General features: G+C 59.3%; 16 protein-coding genes, 1 tRNA gene and 2 rRNA genes (1 of these 19 cut by a window edge). 9 read left to right on the top strand and 10 right to left on the bottom strand.

The annotated features are described in order from the left end of the window. Window positions 1-30: 30 nt before the first annotated feature. Together ffh and P5689_RS12600 are read right to left on the bottom strand one after the other, a co-directional pair. Entirely contained in the window at window positions 31-1,428 is a 1,398-nt protein-coding gene (gene ffh, locus P5689_RS12605; protein ID WP_122039280.1) for a signal recognition particle protein, read from the bottom strand. A 323-nt stretch (window positions 1,429-1,751) separates the two neighbouring features. After that, a complete protein-coding gene (locus P5689_RS12600; RefSeq protein ID WP_285533400.1) occupies window positions 1,752-2,288 on the bottom strand; it encodes a Spy/CpxP family protein refolding chaperone in 537 nt (178 codons plus the stop codon). Window positions 2,289-2,819: 531 nt separating this feature from the next. Between P5689_RS12600 and P5689_RS12595 the strand changes: the two genes are divergently transcribed. Further along, on the top strand, window positions 2,820-4,133 hold the full coding sequence (locus tag P5689_RS12595) for a sugar ABC transporter substrate-binding protein (protein WP_062164268.1): 1,314 nt from the start codon (window positions 2,820-2,822) through the stop codon (window positions 4,131-4,133). 152 nt (window positions 4,134-4,285) lie between these two features. Then, window positions 4,286-5,950 carry a glycoside hydrolase family 13 protein gene (locus P5689_RS12590; protein WP_285533399.1) on the top strand — a complete coding sequence of 555 codons (1,665 nt, stop codon included), beginning with the start codon at window positions 4,286-4,288 and terminating at the stop codon, window positions 5,948-5,950. Between the two features lie 111 nt (window positions 5,951-6,061). Here the strand turns inward: P5689_RS12590 and P5689_RS12585 are convergent, their stop codons facing one another. The 5 genes from P5689_RS12585 to P5689_RS12565 form a co-directional block, all read right to left on the bottom strand. Then, window positions 6,062-7,555 carry a UdgX family uracil-DNA binding protein gene (locus P5689_RS12585; RefSeq protein WP_285533398.1) on the bottom strand — a complete coding sequence of 498 codons (1,494 nt, stop codon included), beginning with the start codon at window positions 7,553-7,555 and terminating at the stop codon, window positions 6,062-6,064. Next, entirely contained in the window at window positions 7,552-8,784 is a 1,233-nt protein-coding gene (locus P5689_RS12580) for a putative DNA modification/repair radical SAM protein (protein ID WP_122049568.1), read from the bottom strand. Before P5689_RS12580 ends, P5689_RS12585 begins: the two co-directional genes overlap by 4 nt. 95 nt (window positions 8,785-8,879) lie before the next feature. Then, window positions 8,880-11,438, bottom strand: a complete 2,559-nt coding sequence (locus P5689_RS12575) for an HWE histidine kinase domain-containing protein (protein WP_285533397.1) — start codon at window positions 11,436-11,438, stop codon at window positions 8,880-8,882. Further along, complete coding sequence (locus P5689_RS12570; RefSeq protein WP_285533396.1) at window positions 11,431-12,006, bottom strand: biliverdin-producing heme oxygenase; 576 nt, start codon at window positions 12,004-12,006, stop codon at window positions 11,431-11,433. Before P5689_RS12570 ends, P5689_RS12575 begins: the two co-directional genes overlap by 8 nt. A gap of 473 nt (window positions 12,007-12,479) precedes the next feature. After that, complete coding sequence (locus tag P5689_RS12565) at window positions 12,480-13,451, bottom strand: 3-hydroxyacyl-CoA dehydrogenase family protein (RefSeq protein WP_023978637.1); 972 nt, start codon at window positions 13,449-13,451, stop codon at window positions 12,480-12,482. Between the two features lie 143 nt (window positions 13,452-13,594). Here P5689_RS12565 and P5689_RS12560 point away from each other — a divergent pair, with 143 nt between their 5' ends. From P5689_RS12560 to P5689_RS12530, 7 genes are all read left to right on the top strand, one after another. After that, entirely contained in the window at window positions 13,595-14,557 is a 963-nt protein-coding gene (locus P5689_RS12560; protein ID WP_161630839.1) for a LysR family transcriptional regulator, read from the top strand. Window positions 14,558-14,718: 161 nt separating this feature from the next. Next, complete coding sequence (locus P5689_RS12555; protein WP_285533395.1) at window positions 14,719-15,672, top strand: LysR family transcriptional regulator; 954 nt, start codon at window positions 14,719-14,721, stop codon at window positions 15,670-15,672. Between the two features lie 70 nt (window positions 15,673-15,742). Then, on the top strand, window positions 15,743-16,729 hold the full coding sequence (gene denD, locus P5689_RS12550; protein ID WP_285533394.1) for a D-erythronate dehydrogenase: 987 nt from the start codon (window positions 15,743-15,745) through the stop codon (window positions 16,727-16,729). A gap of 69 nt (window positions 16,730-16,798) precedes the next feature. After that, window positions 16,799-18,163, top strand: a complete 1,365-nt coding sequence (locus tag P5689_RS12545) for an MFS transporter (protein ID WP_023978642.1) — start codon at window positions 16,799-16,801, stop codon at window positions 18,161-18,163. A gap of 67 nt (window positions 18,164-18,230) precedes the next feature. Next, on the top strand, window positions 18,231-19,163 hold the full coding sequence (locus P5689_RS12540; RefSeq protein WP_166928696.1) for a sugar phosphate isomerase/epimerase: 933 nt from the start codon (window positions 18,231-18,233) through the stop codon (window positions 19,161-19,163). A 118-nt stretch (window positions 19,164-19,281) separates the two neighbouring features. After that, complete coding sequence (locus P5689_RS12535; RefSeq protein WP_285533393.1) at window positions 19,282-20,592, top strand: MFS transporter; 1,311 nt, start codon at window positions 19,282-19,284, stop codon at window positions 20,590-20,592. Next, window positions 20,586-21,731 (top strand): alpha-hydroxy acid oxidase, encoded by a 1,146-nt coding sequence (locus P5689_RS12530; protein WP_285533392.1) that lies wholly within the window; start codon window positions 20,586-20,588, stop codon window positions 21,729-21,731. Before P5689_RS12535 ends, P5689_RS12530 begins: the two co-directional genes overlap by 7 nt. Before the next feature lie 709 nt (window positions 21,732-22,440). Here P5689_RS12530 and P5689_RS12525 read toward each other — a convergent pair. The 3 genes from P5689_RS12525 to P5689_RS12515 form a co-directional block, all read right to left on the bottom strand. After that, a tRNA-Met gene (locus tag P5689_RS12525) sits at window positions 22,441-22,517 on the bottom strand. Between the two features lie 35 nt (window positions 22,518-22,552). After that, window positions 22,553-22,667, bottom strand: a 5S ribosomal RNA gene (gene rrf / locus P5689_RS12520). Between the two features lie 112 nt (window positions 22,668-22,779). Continuing rightward, a 23S ribosomal RNA gene (locus P5689_RS12515) occupies window positions 22,780-24,669 on the bottom strand; it runs 853 nt beyond the window's last position.

The raw sequence follows: 24,669 nt of genomic DNA, 5'->3' as shown, positions 1-24,669 counted from the left end.
AAAACTATGTGAAAATCATGCCGGTTGGGGTTAGCGACGCGGGCCGCCAAAGCCACCGCCGGGCCGCCCGCCGGGAGCACCGCCCGACATGAGACCGGAAAGCATCTGCTTCATGCCACCGAGGCCCATCTTGCTGATGCGCTTCATGATGGTGGACATGTCGTCAAACTGCTTGAGCAACTTGTTGACCTCCTGAACCGTCGTGCCGGAACCGGCAGCAATACGCTTCTTGCGGGAGGCCTTGATGATCGAGGGCGTCTTGCGCTCGTCCTTGGTCATCGAGGAAATAATGGCCTGATGGCGCCGGAAGATCGAGGTATCGAGATCCTGATCGCCAAGCTTGTCTTTCAGCTTGCCCATGCCGGGCAGCATGCCGATGATACCGGAGATGGAGCCCATCTTGCCGATCTGACGCAGCTGCGAGGCATAATCGTCGAGGTCGAACTTGCCCGCCATCATCTTCTTGGCGACGCGTTCGCTCTCTTCATGGTCGAGCGTCTCGCTGGCTTTCTCGACCAGCCCGGCGATATCGCCAAGGCCGAGAATACGTCCGGCCACACGCTCGGGATAGAAATCGTCCAGCGCCTCGAGCTTCTCGCCTAGACCCACCAGCTTGATGGGCGCGCCGGTGATGGCACGCATTGACAGCGCCGCACCACCGCGTGCATCGCCGTCCATACGGGTCATGACGACACCGGTGATGCCGACCGCCTCGTTGAAGCGCTGCGCGGTGTTCACCGCGTCCTGACCCGTCATGGCATCGACCACAAGCAGCGTCTCGACCGGACTGGTCGCGTCGCGTACGTCGCGCACTTCCTGCATCAGGGCTTCGTCGATCGACAGACGACCTGCCGTATCGAGAATGACGACGTCATAGCCTTCGCGACGCCCCGTCTCGAGAGCGCGCTTCGCAATCTCGACAGGCTGCTGGCCAGCGATGATGGGCAGCGAGCCCACGCCGACGCGCTCGGCCAGCTGCTGAAGCTGAAGCTGCGCGGCAGGACGCTGCACGTCGAGCGAGGCCAGCAGGACGCGCTTGCGCTCACGGGTCAGAAGGCGCAGGGCAATCTTGCCCGATGTCGTGGTCTTGCCCGAGCCCTGAAGACCGACCATCAGGACGGGCACCGGAGCCGCAGCAGCAAGGTTCAGCGGCACATTGCCCGCACCGCCTAGCGCCTCGATCAGGGCATCATTGACGATCTTGGCAACGGCCTGACCGGGAGAAATGCTTTCCAGCACCTCCGTCCCGACGGCCTTTTCCTTCACCTTGTTGACGAAGTCACGCACGACGGGGAGCGCCACGTCGGCATCCAGCATAGCCAGACGCACTTCACGCATCGCTTCGGCAACATCCGCCTCGGACAGCCTGCCGCGCTTGGACAGACCCTCAAATACACCGGAAAGCTTGCCAGAAAGCGTGTCGAACACGTTGAACCCTTATAAGCAACAGAAAGACGCCACTGCGCGAGTCTTCGCGGGGTGGCGTTTCAAATCTGGACAGGGAGCTAAAGCGGTGGGGCGGCAAAGTCAAGGCAAAACCTGCCCTGCGCCCGCCTGCCCTCGTTTCAGCATCACGATGACAGAAAAAGGGGCAGGCGGGACAGCGATCTGCCCCACCTGCCCCTCTTCTTCCCGAGCACACATCAATCAGACCGCCCGACCCACACAGGCTGAGCAGCAGTGATCGTCATGGAGCCGACCTTCAGGGGCGGCTACCCGCCCCCTCGGCAGCACCTCGCGGCGTTGCCGGATCAGGGTGCGTCGTCGTCATCCTTGTCGGCGGCGCCCTTTACATGGGGAGGACGCAGCAGATCACGGATCTGGCCTTCAAGCGCATCAAGCTTGTCCTGCGTGACGCGGGCCTTGTCGAGCTGCTCGGGTGTCAGAACATCGTGGATAGCCACGGCATCGGCAGCCATCGCCTCCTCATCCTTGGCGTTCAGAGCCTCCTTCTGCTTGATCAGCCCATCGAGTTTCGCCTTGTCGACAGGCCCCTTGGCAAGAAGCAGGGCGCCAATCTGGGTATCCAGATCACGACGCTGGTGCATCGCCTCGCGACGATCCTGACGATGGGCATGCATGAGAGCATGGATCTTGTCGCGCTGCTCCTTCGTCAGATCAACGCCGCGCAGCATGCCCATCAGCGGCGGCATCATCATGCCCATATGGCCCGGCGGCGGGGGAACGGGACCAACAGGACCGGGAACCGGAGGATGTGCATAGGCAAGAGCTGCAAGAGAAGGCGCGGCAGCGAGTGCCAACATGCAGAAAGTTTTCTTCGAGATCATGCTCGTCATCTTCCTATATTTGTGAAGACACCAAGAACGATGTCCTTGACCTCCGTATTAGCAAGAAGAATGCGGAGAACTAGGGCGAAAGCACTACAGATTGTATGAATTGTTACAGAGCCTCTACCGTTCGCGCCGCAAGGTGCGTCCCGCCAATGCCTGCCCGCCCCACAAGGCTCGGACACGCATAACACATTCATGTTACAGGCTTGTCATCTTCTTGTTAATTCACCGAAAGGATGACAGCGTGTGCCGACGCGTTTCCTCGAGGAATGGGACGCAGGAACCCGAACGCCAAGAGTTACGTGATCCATGCTCAGGCATCATACCGACCCCGCTGCCAACGGCCCTGATATCACCCTGCCCTGTTCGCCGTGCCCTGAGCGCCTGGCGACAGGGAATGGCTGTTACATTTAAGCCGCTCCCTCGCGGAACATGGCTCCGCCTGTCCCGCATGGCAGACCCCTCTGCCGCCAGCCCGAACCCACCCTGGCGCCTTACCTCACCAGAGTTTTTCCAAGGACAGCCCACATGAAGAAATCCCTGCTTCTGGCCAGCGCCGCCCTCGGGCTGGGACTTGGCGCCCAGGCCAAGGCCGATACGACCCTGACGATCGCGACTGTCAACAATGTGCAGATGATCGAGATGCGCAAGCTGTCGAGCGTGTTCGAGAAAGCGCATCCAGATATCCATCTCAACTGGGTCACGCTTGAGGAAAACGTGCTGCGCCAGCGCGTGACGACCGATATTGCCACCCATGCCGGTCAGTTCGATATCCTCACCATCGGCAATTACGAGGTTCCGCTCTGGGCGAAGCAGGGCTGGCTCTACAAATTCGATAATCTGTCTGCTGCCTATGACCTGCCGGACATCATCGCGCCTGTGCGTGAGAGCGTGAGCTACGAAGGCAAGGTCTATGCCCTGCCCTTCTATGCCGAGAGCGTCATGACGCTTTATCGCAAGGATCTCTTCGCCAAGGCCGGGATCACGATGCCCGAAACGCCAAGCTGGGACCAGATCCGCGACTTCGCGGCCAAGACGACCGACAAATCGACCGATACCTATGGCATCTGCCTGCGCGGCAAACCGGGCTGGGGCGAAAACATGACGGTGGTCACCACCATGGTCACGAGCTTTGGCGGCCAGTGGTTCGATATGAGCTGGAAGCCGACGCTCAATACCCCAGCCTGGCATAACGCCATCACCTATTACAGCTCCATTCTCAAGCAATTCGGCCCGCCGGGTGCCAGTGCAAACGGGTTCAATGAGAACCTGTCCCTCTTCGCCACCGGGCATTGCGCCATCTGGGTCGATGCCACCAGTGCAGCGGGCACGGTGTTCGACCCCAAACAGAGTTCTGTGGCTGACAAGGTCGGTTTTGCCTCCCTGCCCACCGGCAGCTTCAAGGGTGGCCCGACCTGGCTCTGGTCGTGGAACCTTGCCATTCCGGCATCGTCCACCCACGCCGAGGCCGCCAGCACGTTCATCCAGTGGGCGACCTCCAAGGAATATATCCAGCTTGTGGCCAAGACGGATGGCTGGGTGAATATCCCCCCCGGCACGCGCAGCTCGTCCTATCAGTCTGCTGAATACCAGAAGGTCGCACCGTTCTCATCCTTCGTGCTGAAGGCCATCGAAAGCTCGAACCCCTCAGGCCAGACGGCCCAGCCGCGCCCCTATGTCGGTGCGCAGTTTGTCGATATCACCCCGTTCCAGGGCATCGGCACGCAGGTTGGCCAGACAATCGCCTCCGTTCTGGCAGGCTCAACCACCGTTGACGCTGGCCTCTCAGCCGCCAATGCCGCCACCAATCGCGTCATCCGTCAGGCGGGATATCAGAAGTAAGTCGTCCTTGCCTTTTACCCGGCGGCAATTGATCTGGAATCTGCGATCCATCCATCCTGCGGGGTGGGTGGATCGGTGCAATTTAGTGTGACTAAGCCAACCCGGCTGCCGGCCAGATGTTTCCCGAGACTAATCTCATGGAAAACAATGCGATGTCTCAGAACGGTTCAAATCCTGTCTGGTGGAAAGACGCGGTTATCTACCAGGTCTATCCACGCTCATTTGCAGACTCCAATGGTGATGGCATTGGCGATCTACCGGGCATCATCAGCTATTTGCCCTATCTCGAGCATCTCGGGATTGATGCCTTGTGGATCTCGCCCTGCTTCCAGTCCCCGCAGGGGGACGCGGGTTACGACATTTCCGATTATCGAAAGATCGACCCGATTTTCGGTACGGTCGATGACTACGAAGCCCTGATCAAGCAGGCGCATGATCACGGCCTGCGCGTCATTGCCGACATGGTGCCCAACCATACCTCGGATCAGCATGTCTGGTTCAAGGAAGCGATGGCTTCCAAACCCGGCAGTGTTGCCCGTGCGCGATATCTGTTTCGTGACGGCAAGGGAGAGAATGGCGATGAGCCACCCAATAACTGGCAGAGCGTCTTTGGCGGGATAGCCTGGACACGTGAACCTGAGCGCAAGGACGGCAAACCCCGGCAATGGTATCTGCATCTGTTCGATAGCTGTCAGCCCGACCTGAACTGGGACAATCCCGAGGTCCGGACAGAATTCGAGTCCGTCCTGCGCTTCTGGCTGGATCGCGGCGTCGACGGCTTCCGCATCGACGTGGCTCACGGTCTGATCAAGGAAAAAGGCCTGCCGCCCTATACCGAGCGCGCCACGATGGTGGGTGAGGACGACGACAAGACCCCGAGCGACGCCCCCATGTGGGACCGCGACGGCGTGCATGAAATCTATCGCAGCTGGCACAGGCTTCTGGCCAGCTACCCCGGTGACCGGATGCTGGTTGCCGAGGCCTGGGTCAAGCCGCTCTCACGCCTTGCACGCTACGTCCGGCCTGACGAGATGCAGCAGACGTTCAACTTCGACTATCTGCTCTGTCGCTGGAACGCTGCCAAGTATCGGGAAATCATCACCGACTCCCTTGAGGCCATGCACAAGGTTGGCGCCATAACAGCATGGGTCATGTCCAACCATGACACCGTACGCCATGCCTCGCGGCTGGGACTGAAGGACGCCGGCGCACGCCCGCAGGGAATCGATGCGGCCCATGAGCAACCTGACGAGGCGCTGGGCCTGCGCAGGGCACGGGCCGTGATCTTCATGACGCTTGCCCTGCCTGGTTCAGCCACGTTGTATCAGGGAGAGGAGCTTGGCCTGCCGGATCAAACCACGCTGGACCGGAAGTACCGGCAGGATCCCGCCTTTTTCCGCACCGAAGGCAAGGAGATCGGTCGCGATGGCTGCCGTATCCCCCTGCCGTGGAGCGACAAGGGGCCATCGCTCGGCTTCAATGAAACAGGCAAACTCTGGCTGCCCCAGCCCGAACACTACAAGAACTATGCGGTCTCGGTAGAGGAAAAGGACCCTGACTCAACACTCGCGCTCTATCGCGCACTGCTTGCCGAACGCAAGGCCGCCGGGCTCGGTCATGGTGCGCTCAGTTGGGCAGAGGAACGCCGTAACGTGGTCGAATTCACGAATGGCCCGATCCGCGTCGTGCTAAACTGTGGCAGCGATCCTGTCTCCCTCCCAAAGGGCGACATCATTCTGGCCAGCCACCCTATCGACAAGCCGGGCTTCCTGCCGGGTAATGCGGCAGTCTGGATGCGCGAGACACAGGGAAGCTGAAGCGTACCGGGGCGTTGAGGTCGCGGCGTCAACACGCGGGAGAGGATGAGGAGCGCGACGACAGCCTTCGCGCTCCTCGAGTTTCGATAGGAGCCTGCTGCAATGCGCTGGCTACGTCGCTGCCTGCTGCGCACGGAGCCAGTCGCGTGCGACGCCGAGTTCCTGCTCGAACCGGGCTTCCTCCTCCTGCGCCCGCTGCGGGTCCGGGAGGCGAAGCAGATAGGACGGGTGGATGGTAGCGAGGCTCGGGGGGCGTAGGCCATTGGCGCCGCGCACATGCCCCCGGCTTGCACCCAGCCTCGCACTCTTCCCCTCAAGCGACTGCAGGGCGGTCGCGCCCAGCGTGACGATGAGCTTTGGCTGGACCAGGGCAATCTCCTGACGGAGCCAGTCCGAACAGGCGACGATCTCGGTTCTGTCCGGCGTCTGGTGAATTCGCCGGCGGCCTTTCGAGACAAATTTGAAGTGCTTGACCGCATTGGTCATCCAGACATTCTCACGCTCGATGCCAACAGCTGCAAGAACACGGTCAAGAACCTGTCCGGCCGGGCCGACGAAGGGCTTGCCCTGCAAATCCTCCTGATCGCCCGGCTGTTCACCGATCATCATGAGGGATGCGTTCTCGGGCCCGATACCGGGCACCACCTGTGTCGCATGGCGGCACAATGAGCAGCGCTGGCAGCGCTCCAGAGCCGTCGCCAGCGCCGGCAGTCCCGTCAGGCCAGCCTCTGCTTCCCTGACCTCCTCCGCCTTGCGCTGCCATTCTGCCTGATGGCGCTCATGAAAGCCGGGGGCTGTTCCATCATTCTGCAAGGCAACCATGGCTGCCACACGGTTTTCGGCATTGGCAAGCATTGATGGAATCAGCCGCGTCTCGGGGAGGTTCTTCCAGTATTTGGTCGGCATTTCCGAACGCATCGCCTTTGTCTTGATGCGCGCAGGGTTGAAGATCGATTGGTAATAGCGATGCCACAATGTCTCGACATCATCTTTCAGGTCCGGCGGCTCGCACGGCGTTCTTTCAATGGCTACCTTGCCGTTCTCGAAAAGGATCGACCCGATTGGCGTCAGAATGAGCCAGTCCATGTCTGAAAAGCGTTCGGCAAAGAACGGGGCCACCGTCTCAAGAATATAGTGCTCAGGCTCGAACCAGGCGATAAAACGCCTGCGCGTGCCCTCTTCTGCGTTATCCTCTCGAAACCGCAGGAACGCCTTCATCTTGTGCGCGTCGCGACGGATCTGATGGTCCATGCGTGCGGCCTCACGCACATCCGGATCTGTAGCGATTGCGGGAAGCGCGGGCTCTGTCTGAAGCCGCCAAAGCAGGCGATAGGCAAGCGCGAAACGCTTCGGATCGCGGTACCGCAGGATCGAACGAAGCATGGCAAGCCCTGTCTTGCTGACATGCGCGCCAGAAAGAGTCGGGCCGTCAGCGGTCGGCTCGAAAGCAGGAACCGGCTCAGCAGCTCCAAACAGCTCCGGCTGGTCTGCGTCAGGGATGACCCATTCGATATCGTCTGGCTTCAACCCCTGTAATAGCGCAGCCCTCGCCGTGCCACGCCACTGTTCAAACCCGGCATCTGCCGGAAGAGAAATCGACTTCACAGCAAGCTCAATTGCTGCGGCTGCGGGCGGAACGATGCGGCGAGATTCTCCTTGTCAATCAGACGGCCGGGCGACCAATCCGCTGTCACCACAAAGGGTTTGATCTTGCGCAGGGACACGTTCAGACGCTCCACATCTTCCAGCCTGATGATCCGATGACGGCGCGCCGAAAGCAGGGCACCGACACTTCGCGGACCAAGGCCGGGTACGCGCAACAACATCTCACGGCTGGCACGGTTCAGATCGAGTGGAAACTGGGCGCGATTTTGCAGAGCCCAGGCAAGCTTTGGATCAAGCTCCAGATCGAGCATGCCATCCTGCCGTTCAGCAACGATCTCCTCGAAGGAGAACCCATAGAACCGAACCATCCAGTCTGCCTGATACAGGCGATGCTCCCGCAGGAGCGGGGGAGACTGGGCAGGCAAGGCCAGCGAGGCATCGGGGATGGGGCTGAAAGCCGAATAATAGACGCGACGCAGCGCATAACCGGAATAGAGCGAGGCACTGCTGCGCAGGATATCGCGATCGGTCGATTTATCGGCTCCGATGATCATCTGTGTGCTCTGGCCACCCGGCGCAAACCGTCTTGGCTTACGGCCGCTCAGCGTCTTGTCGCCTGACTCCTGAATACGCAGGCGCAGCGCGCCCATGCTCTGTCGGATATGACCCGCATCCTTTTCAGGCGCATAAGCCGCCAATCCGGCATCGGTCGGCATTTCCACGTTGATGGAAAGGCGATCTGCATAGAGACCGGCTTCCTCAATGAGATGCGGTGCTGCATCGGGGATTGTCTTGAGGTGGATATAGCCGTGAAAATGGTGGACCAGACGCAGTTCGCGCGCCACGCGGACCATTTCCTCCATCGTATAGTCGGAGGAGCGGATGACGCCCGAAGAGAGGAACAGACCCTCGATATAATTACGCCTGTAGAACTCAAGCGTGATCCAGATAATTTCCTCGACTGTGAACCGCGTGCGCTCGATTTTCGACGATGAGCGATTGATGCAGTAAGCGCAGTCATAGATGCAGAAATTGGTCATCAGGATCTTGAGCAGCGAGATACAACGCCCGTCAGGCGTGTAGGCATGGCAGATCCCGTTCGGCGCCTTCGAGCCCAGCCCTTCCTCGCCCGGTTTCTTCTTCGAACGCGCGCCACTGGATGCGCAGGACGCATCGTATTTGGCGGCATCGGAGAGGATTTCCAGACGTGCGGCGAGGGTCTTTTTCATACACCCGAAATGGGTATCGCGCAGGAACAAGTCAAGAACGTCAGAGAGCGGTAGACGTCGTTAATCTTATTTAGAAAAGGCCGCAGTAACTCGCCTTAGGCGTCCCCTCCCTCAGGGAAAACACGGAGCAATTCCTGTACGGCGTTCTTGATTGAGTAGGGCTTACGCAGAACGGGAACATCCCTGAATTCAGCCGGAATCATCGTCCGGTCGGCATAGCCTGTTGCAAAGATGAACGGCACGTTCTTCTTGCGCAGAAGCGTCGCCACTTCGTGGGAGTTTTCCTTGCCTAGATTGAAATCGAGCAGCGCGATATCCGGGCAGCGGTCCTTGATGGCCTGCAATGCCTCATAGACCGACGAGACTGTACGGATATGATGCACTCCATAGGTGCTGAGAGCCTGCTCCGTTTCCATCGCAATCAAAAGCTGGTCCTCGACCAGGAGCAAATTGGCCGCATGCAGACGCTCCGTCTGGGCGGTATCGGCCATAATCGGCCCTTCGGTTTCGGGCACGGTCGCTGTCTCGGCCACCAGTACAGCATGACGGGCCGGGAAAGTCAGGCGGATGAACAAGCCTTCCGGCCTGAACTCCCGCTTCGCCGTTCCGCCCAGTTCATGCGGAATGGCACGTTCGAGCAAAATGGAGCCAAACCCGTTGCCTTTGGGCGGATTGACGTGGGGGCCTCCTGTCTCGGTCCATTCAAGCACCCAGCAGCCTTCAGCCTCGTCAATAAACCAGCGGATATGCAGGTTGCCGCTCGGCACCGACAGTGCGCCATATTTCGCGGCGTTGGTTGCCAGTTCGTGCAATGTCAGGGCGGCAACCGACAGGGCAGGCCCGGAAAGCCACAGATTGGGGCCATCAAGAATGACGGCGGTGGGCTGATGCCGGTAGGGTTCGAGTTCGGCCTCCAGCAGGGTACGCAGCAATCCACCGCCATCGGTGCGCGCAACCTGATCATGCGCACTCGCAAGCGCCTTGATACGCCCACGCAGGATCTCGACATATTCCTCAATGGTGCGCTCTTTGGCCACAGGGCGACCAATGAGAGACTGAACAACCGCCAGAATATTCTTCACGCGGTGGTTGAGTTCCTCATTGAGCATGCGCTGGCGCAAATCGGCGTCAGCCCGCTCGGAAAGCTGCTGCTGATGATAGACGCCCATCACCTCGATCAGGGCCGAGCGCAGCTGTGCCGCGGCCTCGATGTCGAAGCTGGACCAGGGAAGGCAGCGCTCATGCACCTGCTCTTTCCAGATCGCGAAACTCTGGCGCGGCGTCAGGCGCGGGCCGTGTGGCCCATGCTGATAAGTCTTCTGCGGATCCCCACCCCAGTTGATGGTCTGCACGATTTCACGGCGAAACAGGAAAACATAGTTTTCCGGCTGGGGTGAGATCGGAATGATCAACACACCAGCGACATGCGCTGTATGCGCCGCGATCCAGGGGTGATCCTTGACCAGATGATCCGACTGCCAGATCTGTGTTCCAGCCTTCGTGCGGGCCAGCTCCACGAAGCGATCCTGCACCTCCCGAGGCGCTGCAATCCCGTGTCCCGTCCATTCATTATCGATCCAGATGGCAATACCATCGGACTGGATGAGCGGTGCCAGACGACTGATCTGCCCGCGCAGATAGGCGGGCATATCGGACACAGAGGCGGCATTGCGCAGGACGCTCTCAATCAGCCCGTGCGTTCGCTCCGCAACCTGAAGGCGCGTGGTCTTGAGGATGACGATAACCTGAAGCGCAAAGAACTCCGCAAACATCTGTACGACGGCGCGCTCGGCAATCGGGAGCACGCGGGGCGCGTAATGGTGACACGCAATCATGCCCCACAGGGCGCCATCGATGACAATCGAGATCGACATGGAGGCGCGAACCCCCATATTGGTCAGATATTCGCAGTGGATCGGTGAAACGCTGCGAAGCTGCCCCAGGGACATATCGAGCGGCGAGAGCCCCTCCCCCTCGACCAGCGGCACCGGGACAAACTTTACGTCCCCGATCATGCGAATGGGCGAACGGCGATAGAGTTCGCGCGCCTGGGCCGGGATATCGGCGCTCGGAAAATGCTGCCCCAGAAAGCTTTCCAGCGAAAGCGCCCGCGCTTCCGAGACGACCTTGCCAGACCAGTCATCGGCAAAGCGATAGACCATCACACGGTCATATTCGAGCAGGCCGCGCATGAGCATGGTCACGACATCGAAAAGGCGCGTGATATCGGTCGTCTTGCGTACACGGTCCATCATGCCGTGAAGCTGGGTGAGAAACTTGGTGGCACGGTGCGTCGGCGCGGCGGGCTCACATTCGAGCACCACCTCTCCGTTGACGATATGCACCGCCAGATCGAAAAACAGATCGGGTCCCAGCGCCTGATTGAGCAGGAAAACCGGGCGACGCTGCGTTACGCTCAGGGTCAGGCCATTACGGATGTCGTGAATGACATCCGCACCAAAAAGCGCGATCAGGTCAGACCCGATCTCCAGCCCCTCATGATGCAGCATTGCCGGTGCATTAGCCGAGTGCCGCAGAACAACAAAATCGCTGATCGTGCAGGTGATCAGACAGCCATGAGGCTGGATGCTTCCTGGAATGTGGATCGGCTCGCGATCACAACTCGTCAGATCGACCTGACCAAATTCAGCCATCGACTTTTTCCTCGGCGCGATCGGCCAGCTTCACAGCATCTCGCGCATGACGGAACAGAGTGGCTGCAGCGCGCCCTGCTTCATCCGCATCAAATTCGGGAGCATTTTCCAGAAGGTCCAGGAAGCTGCGCCAGTTTTCCGGCTTCGCCGTCTGTTCGGCCAGATGACTGGCTCCATAGGTCGCATCGAAGCCAAGGGCCGCAGCGCGCCGCGCAATCACCCGCCCGCCCAGCGCCGATCCCTCGAGCGTATAAAGCATACCCAAAAGTGCTGAATCCGTTGCAGGCGCGGCGATCGCCTTGAGCTCGGGCGGAACGATCCCGAGACACCGCAGATCCTCACTCAGGCTGCGCTGCATGCTGACAGGTCGCCAGCCCTCAAACCATGTGGGGTAGATTTGCCCATGAAGGGCATTTTCGGCAGCGAGGCGGAAACCGGCAATACCGGCAACATAGCGCCGATAGCCCCCCACTGACGCGAGATCTCCGATAAGGTGATCGAGTTGCTCGTGCGCCTCATGCACATGCGCGCGCAACGCAGCACGACGGGAGCTTTCGGCGTTCAGCACGACAATCCCGGGAAACTCACCCTATCAGACATGATCTCGAAGTTCCGTTCCGCCAACGTGAATGACTTTCCATTTAAATCACTCTGTAGCGCAATGTAAACTCGAAGTTTTCCCGCCCGGACCATGAAATCGTTTTTAGGCAATATTTGTAAGTATAAAGTTAACGAGAAACGAAGTTCGTAAATAAATCGTTGCACACAATAAATCGCAGCCCTGTGCCGGGCATCGTCCTATTCGACCTGATGGGGATTAAGGCCGAGATGTAGTTCGGCTTGGTGACCATGTGACAAATCGCGTCCCACGGGGAGGTCCTGACACCGTATCGGAGAGGTTTTCCCAATACACTCTACTTTGCAATATGTGCCCCTTATGTTCCAGACACCACGTTACGGCGCCCTTGCCCTTTTTGAACCTTACAACGAACAGCTCTTACGGCGCCCGTAAGAGCTGTGAAAAGGACAGGGCTTCCAGGATCATTTCTTTTCAAGAGGCGACGGGCCGAGCTCCCGCAGCAGTTCCGCCATCTTAGCATAGGCCTTGTTCCGGTAGGCCACGAGCGCTGCCGCCTCCTCCGGTGTATATTGCCCGTAATATCCCGCGCCGTTCTTGACCCCGTATTTGCCCTCCGCAACAAGCTTCTTCACCGTGTCCGGGCATGAAAGACGCTCGCCAAACGCATTCTCGGCCGTCACGAAACCATTCACATACACTTCCAGACCCGCCATATCGGCAATCGCAAAAGGCCCGAAGAAAGGCAAGCGGAAGCCGAAGGTGGAGCGTACGATCGTGTCTACATCCTGCGGCGTGGCAATCCCCTCCTCCACAATGGTGTTCGCTTCCTTGAAAAGCACATATTGCAGGCGGTTCAGCACGAAGGTCGGTCGGTCTGCCACCTCGGCTGACTGACGGTTGACACGGCCCAGCATCTCCTTGACCGTTGCCACGACCTCCTTCGTCGTCTCCACACCCGATACAAGTTCGACACCCGGAATAAACGGGGCCGGATTGCTGAAATGTACGGTAAGAAAACGGGCCTGCCCTGTCACAAACGGGGCGAGCACGTGCACCGGAATGGTGGAGGTGTTGGTTCCGATAATGGCATCCGGCCGCGCGGCTGCGCTGATGCGCCCCAGGACCTCTTTCTTGACGTCTTCACGCTCGAAAACGGCCTCTTCGATGAAATCGACGTCGCGCACGGCATCCTCAATCGAGGCAGCCGTGGTGAGGTTGGTCATGATACGATCATAGCTGCCCGGCAGGATGAGCCCCTGATCCTCAAAGGCGCGCGCCTCGCCCAGCAGGCGTTCATGCGCACGCTGTGTGGCCTCGGGCGAAATATCGGCCAGCGTGACGCGCATGCCGGCCGCCGCCATGCTTTGCGCAATACCGCCGCCCATATAGCCCGCACCGATGACAGCAGCACTTCTGATTGTCTGAACGGCCATGATATTTCCTCACGATCATTTTGATGGACGCTGGAAACGGGATGTTCCAGCGATGTCGTGGACGTAGAAATATTCACCCGGAACGGGGAGCGTCCAATATTCGTATCGATACGATCCATACCTATTTTAATATGAAACTTGCCATGTCACATTCCCATCTTGGCCCGTTCTGGTTCATCGCGTCGCGCCTCAAGCTTCGGCATCTGCAACTTCTCGCGGCTTTTTCGCGCCACTCGACGCTGTTGGCCGCGGCCGAGAGCCTTGGCATGGCCCAGCCTGCCGCTTCAAAACTCATCGGCGATCTCGAGGAGTTGATGAAAATCCGGCTGTTCCGGCTGGAGGGGCGACGGATGATCCCCACCTTTGCAGGCGAGGTCCTGACCCGCCATGCGCTTGTCATGCTTGATGAACTCGAACGTACGCGCGTTGAACTGAACGCCCTTGTCGATGGCAGGATTGGCCATGTCTCGATTGGCGCCATCGATGGTCCTGTGGTGCAGTCACTCGCCGACATGCTGCGCATCGCACAGGATGATTATCCTGAAATCGAGCTCGAAATACGCAGTGGCCCGAGCGACAGTCTTTTTCAGATGCTCATTGATGGACAGATCGACATCATGCTGGGCCGGCGTCCCGTCATTCCGTCGGCTCATCCTGTAAGCTACGAGGAGATTGCATCAGAGCAACTCGTTGTCGCAGCAGCTCCAGACCATCCGCTCGCAGCTTCAGGGCCGCACACGCTCGAAGCCCTGTCTGAATTCCCCTGGATTCTCCAACGTCGCGGCAGCCGGTCGCGCCAGCGCCTCGAGGAACTATTTCTCGAGCGCGAACTGCCCCTGCCAACCCGCATCGTCTCATCAGATTCCTGGATGATGACACTCGCCTACATCACGCGCAGTCAGGCGCTCACCCTGCTTTCGGCCCCGGCCGCCGCCCTGCAATCGGATTTCGGTCAGATCGCCATTCTGCCGATCGATTTTTCCTTTAATGTCGCCCCGTGGGGGATCATGACCGTGCGTGAACGCGCTCCAACTCCAGCAGCCCTTACTGTCATGACACTCCTGCGCCAGTGCATCCCTCAGATGTCGTCGAGCCCGCAGGACTAGGTGCGCCTGTATCATGACATCAGGCGTGAAGCCCCGGCAGTTGCGCGCGACACAGCATATGATTCAGCAATCGTCATGGCGCGAGAGCGCATCTGAAGCCCCATGCGCGCCCCGAAGCCCCAGCGGCTGTCCACTCGATATGTGACGCGGATAACCATCTCATGACCGCCCATTCTCTCATCAACCGTCTCAAGCTGCGTCACCTCCGGCTCATTCTGGAACTTGAAGCGACCAATAACCTGCACCGCGCTGCCGAGCGGATGAATCTCTCCCAGCCTTCGGTGTCCAAGCTGCTGCAGGAAGTCGAACACGCGCTGAACACGCGTCTTTTCGAGCGCTCGTCACAGGGGGTATTTCCCACCCCAAGCGGCGTTTTGGCCGCGCGTCATGCCCGCCTGATGCTCAATGATATCGACCGTCTTCAGCTCGATATGAACGCAATGCAGGAAGGGACCTATGGCACGGTGCGTGTGGGCTCGATTGTCGCCGCCCTGCCCGACATCATTTCGCCCGTCTTTGCCCGCATCGCTCAGACGCAACCCGGCATCAGTCTCTCACTGACCATCGACACGAGCGATGCGCTTTTGCTGGGTATGGAAACGGGTCGCCTCGATTTTGTCATTGGGCGCGCACTCGGCTTGCACGGCCCGATGGCGCTCGATTGCCGTGAGCTCGCCCAGGAGCCGCTATGCGTCGTGACCAGCATCCATAACCCGATGCCCGACCCCGGCACCCTGACACTGCAGGACGTCGCGAACGAAAAATGGATTCTCCAGACGGCACCAAGCCCCATGAGACGGGCGATCGAAGCCGCATTCACCACGGCACTTCTGCCCTTGCCTGCTCATCCCATCGAAGCGTCTTCGATGTTCGCGACCATCGACCTGTTGCTTCATTCCTGCCTGCTGGCGGTCATCCCCTGCAGCGTGAGCCAACATTACGAAAAAGCCGGGCTCATACGCCGTCTTTCAGTTGTCATGCCCGATTTCCTCGGGCCCTTCTCGCTCATCAGCCAGCCGGGACGACCGCTTTCCCCCGCGGCACAGCTGGTTTTCAGCTCCATTGAACAGGAGTCGATCAGAATTCCTGATCGGTCGGTTCAATCTTGCTTCTAGCGCGCCATTAACTTTCGGATAGGTTTCGTTCATCTCCATTCGGCCCAGTCCGAACGAAAAGGTGACACAGATGCATATCCTCGTCATTGGCGCCGCAGGCATGATCGGGCGCAAATTCACTGAAAGCCTGGTCGCAAATCCCCTCCCCGGCACAGACGGCCCCGAAATCCTGACGCTCGCGGATGTGGTCGCACCTTCAGCGCCAGCCGGGTTCTCGGGACGATGCGAAACCATGACATGCGACCTCACCCAGCCAGGCGCCGCCGACCGGCTATTGAGCGGTCGCCCGGACATCATTTTCCATCTCGCTGCCATTGTGTCTGGAGAGGCCGAGGCCGATTTCGAAAAGGGTTATAGCGTCAATCTCGATGGGACACGGGCGCTGTTTGAGGCCATTCGCCATCATGGCGCACGTGAGGGCTGGAAACCCCGCGTTGTCTTTGCCTCATCCAACGCCGTATTCGGCGGTGATTTCCCTGATGTCATTCCCGATGACTACATCCTGACACCGCAAACCAGCTACGGCACGCAAAAGGCCATGGGCGAATTGCTGCTGGCCGATTACCGCCGCAGGGGGATATTCGATGGTATCGGCCTGCGTCTGCCGACCATTTGCGTCCGCCCCGGCAAACCGAACCGCGCGGCCTCCGGGTTCTTTTCCGGTATCATACGCGAGCCGCTGGTCGGGCTTGAGGCAACTCTGCCCGTGCCTGACACCACACGCCACTGGATGACGAGCCCTCGTTCGGCTGTGCAATTCCTGCGTCATGCCGCAGTGCTCGATCTGAACCGTCTGGGCGAGCGACCCAATCTCTCCCTGCCCGCCCTGTCGATCACGGTGGGAGAACAGATTGCCGCCCTGCGTCGCGTTGCCGGAGAAAAAGCTGTCGCGCTCATCCGCCGGGAGCCCGACGAGGCCATAGCCCGCATCGTGGCCGGATGGGCCAGAGGATTTGACCCGAGCCGCGCCCTTTCCCTGGGTTTCACGACAGAGCAGAGCTTCGATGAGATCATCCGGGCTCACATCGAGGACGAACTCGCAGGGCGGATCGCCTGACCCTCTCTTCCGCCCGGCCAGCATCGCGCCAGTCTCACAAGACCAGCGCGAGCGAGGAGCACATGCACCATGAGCCCCGATCAGAAAACAAGTCCGCGCGCCGAAACGCCTTCGCAAGACACGCTGCGCGCCCGAGCAACCGGCAAGGCCTTTGCAAAGCTGCTGCCCTTCCTCATCCTCATGTATATCGTGGCCTTTCTTGACCGGTCGAATATCTCATCGGCCAAGCAGGCGCTACAAACCGATGTCGGCGTTTCGGATGCCATGTTTGCCTTCGGTGCAGGCATCTTCTTCGTCGGTTATGCCTTGTTCGAAATCCCGAGCAATCTCATTCTCTATCGCGTCGGGGCCAGACGCTGGATGGCTCGCATCATGGTGACATGGGGGCTTGTCTCGGCCGCCATGATGTTCACCCAGGGCAATCTGTCCTTTGTGCTGCTGCGTACGCTGCTGGGCGTCACAGAAGCCGGCTTCTTTCCCGGCATCATGCTCTATCTGACATTCTGGTTTCCTGAAAAAGAGCGCACCCGCGTCCTGGGCGTGTTCTATTTCGGCTATCCGCTCGCGATGACCTTCGGCAATCCGCTCTCGGGTGCGCTGTTTGGTCTTGATGGCGCCTTCGGTCTTGCCGGATGGCAGTGGATGTTCCTGCTCGAGGGCGGACTGGCCGTAGCGATGGGGATCGCCACCTATTTCGTGCTGCCCGACAGGCCGCAGGACGTCAAATGGCTGACGACAGAAGAGAAAGCGACGCTCTCAACCGTCCTCGAGCGCGAGGCCGCCAGTAAGGCTGGGGCGAGGGGCCACAGTGTCAGACTGGGTGCCCTGCTTCATTCCACCAAGCTGCTCCAGTTTCTGGCGCTTTATATGGTGATGCAGATTGCCAGCTATGGCGTGGTCTTTTACCTGCCCGAGCAGGTCTCGACCATCCTGCATGAGAAAATCGGCCTGCGTGTCGGGCTGGTCAGCGCCATTCCCTGGGCCTGCGCCATTCTCTCCACCTATGTTGTCACGAAACTCGTCCAGAAGCACGATGCCCCGCGCTTCGGGCTGTTGGGCTGTCTCGCGGCGGCGGCAATCGGGCTCGTAATATCAGGCTCTGGCTACGGACCTGTCGCTCTGATCGGTCTGTGCATTGCCGCAGCGGGCGTTGTCACGGTGCAGGCCGTGTTCTGGAATTTCCCGCTTGCCCATTTCACCGGGGTTCAGGCCGCCGGCGCGATCGCGCTCATCAATGCGCTGGGTAATCTCGGCGGGTTCGCCGCCCCGAACATCCGCAGCTTTGCCACCGGGTTCTGGCATACCCCCATAGCCGGACTTTACGCCGTCGCCCTCTCCGGCGTGATCGGCCTTGTCATCGCAGCGTTCCTGCCGCGCACCAACAACCCCGAGCATTCGCCCCCTCATCACCCCCGGCATCGCCCCGTGCATTGAGCGCACGCGCACGCGCCTTGCCCGATATCAGGGCCTCTCGCCCTCCATCATCATGAAGGAACCGACCATGTCGACCACCTATGATCGCACCAACTGGCCCATCGCCGCCGCCATGATCCAGTATGCCAATATCCTGCCAGATGGATCGAGCGTGCAGGACCAGACGCCGGAGCAATGGGCCGCCACGCTGTCTGAAGTGACTGATGCAGGTTTCACGGAAATCGACCCCACGGACTCCTGGATACGCCTCGCTGATCTGCCGGAAGCCCGCCTGAAAATCTTCGCCGATCTCGTCCGGGAAGCGGGCCTGACCATGCCGGGCCTTTCCACCGCACGGCGCTCGGTCATCGATCCCGAGGCTGGCGACGAGAATCTGGCTTATAGCCACAGGGTGATCGACACAGCGGCCAGACTTGGCATTGCCGAAGTCTCTTTCGGCCTATTTTATCCCCTTACGCCCCCGCAAAAGGCGGCGCTCTGGTTCTGGACCGCGCAGGGCAGCGTCAATCCCGATGACCCGTCCGTATGGAAGAAAGCGGTCGATCGCATCCGCGAACTTGCACGTCATGCCCAGGAAGTCGGGGTCGGTCTGTCGCTGGAGATGTATGAGGATACCTATCTGGGCACGGCAGACAGCGCGGTACGCTTCGTACAGGATGTCGATCACCCTGCAGTGGGCATCAATGCCGATCTGGGCAATCTGGTCCGGCTGCATCGCCCTGTCGAGCACTGGGCCTCGATGATGCAGAAAGTCGCACCGTTTGCCCGCTACTGGCACGTCAAGAATTACTACCGCACGGAAGACGCGACCACTGGCATGGTCGTCACGGCCCCGGCACCCCTCGAATTCGGGGTGATCAGCTATCGCGCGGCCATCAAGATGGCCCTCGCCCATGGTTTCAAAAGCGCCTTTCTGGTCGAGCACTACGGCGGTGACGGCCTGAGCGTCAGCGCTACCAATCGCGAGTATCTGCGTCGGGTTCTACCCCGCAAGGCCTGAACCCTCCCCTTCTCTGCGGGCCCCACCGTTTTGGGCCTGCAGAGAACTGGGCGGTCAGCCGGCCCAGCCTGTCTGCCACACTGACACTCCTTCCCTCGCTCATGATCGGAGAGAGATCATGCCCCGACTTCGCTGGCTAATGATCATCCTCTGCTTCGCAGCCACCACCATCAATTATATCGACAGGGCGACAATCGCGATTGCCGCCCCGTTCATGGCGCGCGAACTGCATATCGATCCGGCTGTCCTCGGTGTTATCCTGGGTGGGTTCTTCTGGACCTACGCATTCATGCAACTGCCATTCGGCATGATCGTGGATCGGGTGGGGGTGCGCTCTGCCTATGCTTTTGCCGTGATCTGGTGGTCCGTCTGCACGGCTCTGACGGCGCTTGTTCGCGGCCCCTTGAGCATATTGGGGCTCAGACTGGCGCTTGGCGTCGGTGAGGCTGGTAGCTATCCCTCCAATGCCAAGGTGGCATCGCTCTGGTTCCCCAAGGCGGAGCGGGGCCTTGCAGCCGGCATATTCGATAGCGGCTCCCGCGCTGGCGCGGCTCTCTCGATGCCTGTCGTGGCGCTGCTCATCGCATGGCTGGGATGGCGTCTCGCCTTTGTGGCGGCAGGAGCACTTGGGCTTGTCTGGGTCGCAGTATGGTTTGGTCTCTATCACGACCCGGATGCCCATCCGAGGGTCAGCGCAGACGAGCTTGCGCGCCTGCAAGCCGCCCAGCCACCAGCCCTGAAAGCCCCTCCCGGTAGCTGGAAAGCCCTACTGAAACATCGCTCCGTCTGGGGTATGATGCTCGGCTTTTTCTGCGCCAATTTCGTCTTCTATTTCTTCGCTACCTGGTTTCCGAGCTACCTCGTTACAGCCCACGGGTTTTCGCTCAAGGATCTTGGGCTGATCGGCATGATCCCGGGTGTCATCGCCATTCCGGCTGCCTGGCTCGGAGGATGGTCATCCGATCGCCTCCACCACCATGGGTGGAGCCTTACTGCCGCACGCAAAACCTGCCTCGTTGGCGGATTGCTTCTCTCGTCGGTCATTGCCCTGACCGCCTTCGTGACCGAGACATGGCTTTGCATCACGCTCCTTTCACTTTCCTTCGGGGGCATTGCTTTTACTGGTGCGAATATCTGGTCGCTGCCGGCCGACCTCGCCCCCAGCCCGGACCTTGTTGCGACACTTGGTGGGATGCAGAACAGCGCGGCCAATATCGCCGGTATCGTGATTGCGAGCTTCACGGGGCTAATGGTCAGTCTGACCCACGGTTCATTCCTTGTCCCGCTTTGCGCGACCGGGTTCTTTGGCCTGCTCGGGGCACTATCCTATCTCTTCATTGTCGGCCCCATTGCCCCTCTCCCGCTGGACAAAAGATCCGAGGACACAAGAGCGCAACAGCCTATCAACGTGAGACATGAGCCATGCTGAAATCTGCCTCGTCTATCCTGAACCTCAACGATTTCGAGCATCTTGCAAAACGGCATCTGCCACGCGCGATTTTCGGCTATGTCGCTGGCGGAGCTGATGACGGCACTACGGTCCGGCATAACCTCGCGGCGCTGGCTCAGATCAAAACAATCCCGCGTGTCCTGCGCGACGTGTCCTCATGTAGTCAGAAAATCACGCTGTTCGGCCAGGAGTACGCCAGCCCGTTCATGATCGCACCGATGGGCGCCTCAGCCGTCGTTGGCTATGATGCGGACAATGCCATGGCCCGCGCGGCCAGGGCGGCACGCATACCCTACGCTCTGAGCGCAAACGCCATTACGCCCATGGAAGAAATCGGACGATCCTATCCGGGATGCTGGTTTGCCGGGTATCAAAAGCCTGACGAAGACAACATTCAGCGTATGGCCGCGCGTGTCGCCGATGCGGGCTTTTCGGCCTATATGCTCACAGCCGATGTCGTTGTCGGGTCGAACCGGGAGAATAACAAGCGCAACGGCTATACGATGCCCTTCAGACCGACCGCACGCCTTGTAGCGGATATGATCGGTCATCCATCCTGGCTTTACAAAACGGGATGGCGCACGCTGCGACAGCGCGGAATTCCCGCAATCAGCAATATTGATCCGGTTGCCAGACCCTCGATTTTTTCACGCGATATCAATGCTGTAACGGGTTATCCGAGCTTCAGCTGGAAGCATGTCGAGATGTTGAGACGCCACTGGAAAGGCGCACTCATCATAAAGGGTATTCTCTCCCCCCATGATGCGCGGCTAGCCAGGGAGCTCGGCGCCGATGGTATTGTCGTATCCAATCATGGCGGGCGACAGCTCGACTGTGCGGTCTCCCCGATTGATGTGCTCAGCGCGGTAAAGGTCGAAAGCGCGGATATGACCGTGCTGGTTGATAGTGGCTTTCGACGTGGCACGGATGTGATCAAGGCCCTGTTGCGTGGCGCTTCAGCGGTGCTTGTAGGCCGCCCCTTCCTCTATGCTGCCTGCTTGGGCGGCGAGGCGTCGATCCGTCATGCGATCGGTCTTTTGCAGCGTGAAGTGCACACCGACATGTCGCTGATGGGCGTGAGTTCGTGCGAGGCATTGCGTGAGGAGATGTGCATCTGATCGGGGCGTTAGGAGGAGAATATTGTACGTCTAGGCTCAGGCTTTTCCTCCGATCTGTGTTGCGGCCAGACCAAAGCCCGCACGAAATCAGGTGACGTTCAAGGCGACGGTCTATAGGCGGACATAGGTTTTGTCCCAGACCATCATGTTTGCCGACGAGGCCAGCCAGACGCCGGTGACTGACGCTTGGTCCCCGCCTTTATCAAAATGATTTCGGATGGCCCAAGCGACGGGCTGATGAGTAAGACGATCATAAGAACGGATGAGCACTTGGATCACCTTTCTCGTCTGGATCTACCTCTCTGCTCTCCCCCGCCCCTATCGAGGCCGTTACCGCGAAGCTGTCGACTTAAAAGACCAGTCTGCCCCATGACTGGCTCTGCGCGTGTCGGGTGGCGCACGCACAGATGTATTTTGTTGGAGAGACTGCAAAGTGTGTTGCACGAGAGCACGAGAGCACGAGAGCACGAGAGCACGAGAGCACGAGAGCACGAGAGCACGAGAGCACGAGAGCACGAGAGCACGAGAGCACGAGAGCACGAGAGCACGAGAGCACGAGAGCACGAGAGCACGAGAGCACGAGAGCACGATGAGGGGGCAGATTGATTGCGCTGTCAAACGCGGGCTTTGGGTGTGAAACCGGGAACGCCAAAAACGCCTCGTACTGTGAAGCTGAGGCGTTGCGTAGGGATTTGTATGTGTAGGATTTTGGTTGCGGGGGCAGGATTTGAACCTGCGGCCTTCAGGTTATGAGCCTGACGAGCTACCGGGCTGCTCCACCCCGCGGGGGTGGTGGTGTGTTTTGTGGGGTGGATCAGGGGACCTGGCGGCGACCGACTTTTCCGCATCTTGAGATGCAGTATCATAGGCGCTGGGGCGTTTCACGGCCGAGTTCGGGATGGGATCGGGTGGAAGTCTCCCGCCATAGCCACCAGGTCTTCTGATCCACCCGACAACTGTGTGTCGGTGTGGAGGTTGGTGTTTTGTGTATGATGAGTGTGATTGCGTGGATGATTGCTATGCATGTGTATGCTCTCTTGTGAGAGCGTTGTGTGAGCGATATGGGCGATTAGGACCGGTTAGCTTCACGTGTTACCACGCTTCCACACCCGGCCTATTGACGTGATGGTCTTTCACGGCCCTGTGAGACCTAGTTTTGAGGTGGGTTTCCCGCTTAGATGCTTTCAGCGGTTATCCCGTCCATACTTAGCTACCCGGCTGTGCCGCTGGCGCGACAACCGGTACACCAGAGGTATGTTCATCCCGGTCCTCTCGTACTAGGGACAAATCCTCTCAAGTCTCATACACCCACGGCAGATAGGGACCGAACTGTCTCACGACGTTCTAAACCCAGCTCACGTACCACTTTAATCGGCGAACAGCCGAACCCTTGGGACCTGCTCCAGCCCCAGGATGTGATGAGCCGACATCGAGGTGCCAAACCTCCCCGTCGATGTGGACTCTTGGGGGAGATCAGCCTGTTATCCCTAGAGTACCTTTTATCCGTTGAGCGATGGCCCGTCCACGTGGGACCACCGGATCACTATGGCCGACTTTCGTCTCTGTTCGAGCTGTCACTCTCACAGTCAGGCGGGCTTATGCCATTGCACTCGACAGTCGGTTTCCGACCGACCTGAGCCCACCATCGCGCGCCTCCGTTACACTTTGGGAGGCGACCGCCCCAGTCAAACTGCCCACCATGCAGGGTCCCGGACCAGGCTAGACTGGTCTCGGTTAGACATCAGAAAAATTCAGGGTGGTATTTCAAGGACGGCTCCACCGGTACTGGCGTCCCGGGTTCGTAGCCTCCCACCTATCCTACACAGGATGTCTCTGATGCCACTGCAAAGCTGCAGTAAAGGTTCATAGGGTCTTTCCGTCTGACCGCGGGTACCCCGCATCTTCACGGGGAATTCAATTTCGCTGAGTCGATGCTGGAGACAGTGGGGAAGTCGTTACGCCATTCGTGCAGGTCGGAACTTACCCGACAAGGAATTTCGCTACCTTAGGACCGTTATAGTTACGGCCGCCGTTTACCGGGGCTTCAATTCAATGCTTGCACATCTCCTCTTAACCTTCCGGCACCGGGCAGGCGTCAGGCCGTATACGTCGTCTCTCGACTTCGCACAGCCCTGTGTTTTTACTAAACAGTCGCTACCCCCTGGTCTGTGCCACCCGCCTGTGGTTGCCCACGGACGGGTCTCGCTTATCCCGAAGTTACACGAGCAATTTGCCTAGTTCCTTCAGCATCGTTCTCTCAAGCGCCTTGGTATTCTCTACCAGTCCACCTGTGTCGGTTTCGGGTACGGTCTATACGCCAGAGCTATTTCCTGGAATGCTCCAAAAGCCTGGTCAATCCAATAAGACCAGACAACATATCGCATTCGTCACTTCTGGCAGGCCCAGTAATATTCAACTGGTTCCCATCGACTACGGCTTTCGCCCTCGCCTTAGGGGCCGGCTCACCCTGCGTGGATTAACCTTGCGCAGGAACCCTTGGACTTTCGGCGACAGTGTTTCTCGCACTGTTTGTCGCTACTCATGTCAGCATTCGCACTTCCGATATCTCCAGAGAGGGTCACCCCGTCTCCTTCGCAGACCTACGGAACGCTCCGCTACCGCGCATATCAAAGATATGCACCCACAGCTTCGGCACGTGGCTTGAGCCCCGTTACATTTTCGGCGCAGGGTTTCTATTAGACCAGTGAGCTATTACGCTTTCTTTAAAGGATGGCTGCTTCTAAGCCAACCTCCTGGTTGTTTTGGAATCCCCACATCCTTTCCCACTTAGCCACGATTTGGGGGCCTTAGCTGGTGGTCTGGGCTGTTTCCCTCTCGACAATGGACCTTAGCACCCACTGTCTGTCTGCCACGCTCATACTCCTCGGTATTCGGAGTTTGGTTAGGTTTGGTAAGACTTTGGGTCCCCCTAGCCCAT

Origin of the sequence: Asaia sp. HumB (assembly GCF_030263835.1) — a bacterium.
GTDB lineage: Bacteria > Pseudomonadota > Alphaproteobacteria > Acetobacterales > Acetobacteraceae > Asaia > Asaia bogorensis.
The sequence above is the reverse complement of the archived record's forward strand: the minus strand, read 5'-3'. Positions and strand labels throughout refer to the sequence as shown.

Excerpts from the sequence above, each read along its gene's own strand:
- P5689_RS12545 (WP_023978642.1), top strand. The coding sequence starts at position 16,799 with ATGAGCCCCGATCAGAAAACAAGTCCGCGCGCCGAAACGCCTTCGCAA.
- P5689_RS12565 (WP_023978637.1), bottom strand. The coding sequence starts at position 13,451 with ATGGCCGTTCAGACAATCAGAAGTGCTGCTGTCATCGGTGCGGGCTAT.
- denD (WP_285533394.1), top strand. The coding sequence starts at position 15,743 with ATGCATATCCTCGTCATTGGCGCCGCAGGCATGATCGGGCGCAAATTC.
- P5689_RS12530 (WP_285533392.1), top strand. The coding sequence starts at position 20,586 with ATGCTGAAATCTGCCTCGTCTATCCTGAACCTCAACGATTTCGAGCAT.
- P5689_RS12555 (WP_285533395.1), top strand. The coding sequence starts at position 14,719 with ATGACCGCCCATTCTCTCATCAACCGTCTCAAGCTGCGTCACCTCCGG.
- P5689_RS12540 (WP_166928696.1), top strand. The coding sequence starts at position 18,231 with ATGTCGACCACCTATGATCGCACCAACTGGCCCATCGCCGCCGCCATG.
- P5689_RS12560 (WP_161630839.1), top strand. The coding sequence starts at position 13,595 with ATGTCACATTCCCATCTTGGCCCGTTCTGGTTCATCGCGTCGCGCCTC.
- P5689_RS12535 (WP_285533393.1), top strand. The coding sequence starts at position 19,282 with ATGCCCCGACTTCGCTGGCTAATGATCATCCTCTGCTTCGCAGCCACC.
- P5689_RS12575 (WP_285533397.1), bottom strand. The coding sequence starts at position 11,438 with ATGGCTGAATTTGGTCAGGTCGATCTGACGAGTTGTGATCGCGAGCCG.
- P5689_RS12580 (WP_122049568.1), bottom strand. The coding sequence starts at position 8,784 with ATGAAAAAGACCCTCGCCGCACGTCTGGAAATCCTCTCCGATGCCGCC.
- P5689_RS12595 (WP_062164268.1), top strand. The coding sequence starts at position 2,820 with ATGAAGAAATCCCTGCTTCTGGCCAGCGCCGCCCTCGGGCTGGGACTT.
- P5689_RS12590 (WP_285533399.1), top strand. The coding sequence starts at position 4,286 with ATGTCTCAGAACGGTTCAAATCCTGTCTGGTGGAAAGACGCGGTTATC.
- P5689_RS12600 (WP_285533400.1), bottom strand. The coding sequence starts at position 2,288 with ATGATCTCGAAGAAAACTTTCTGCATGTTGGCACTCGCTGCCGCGCCT.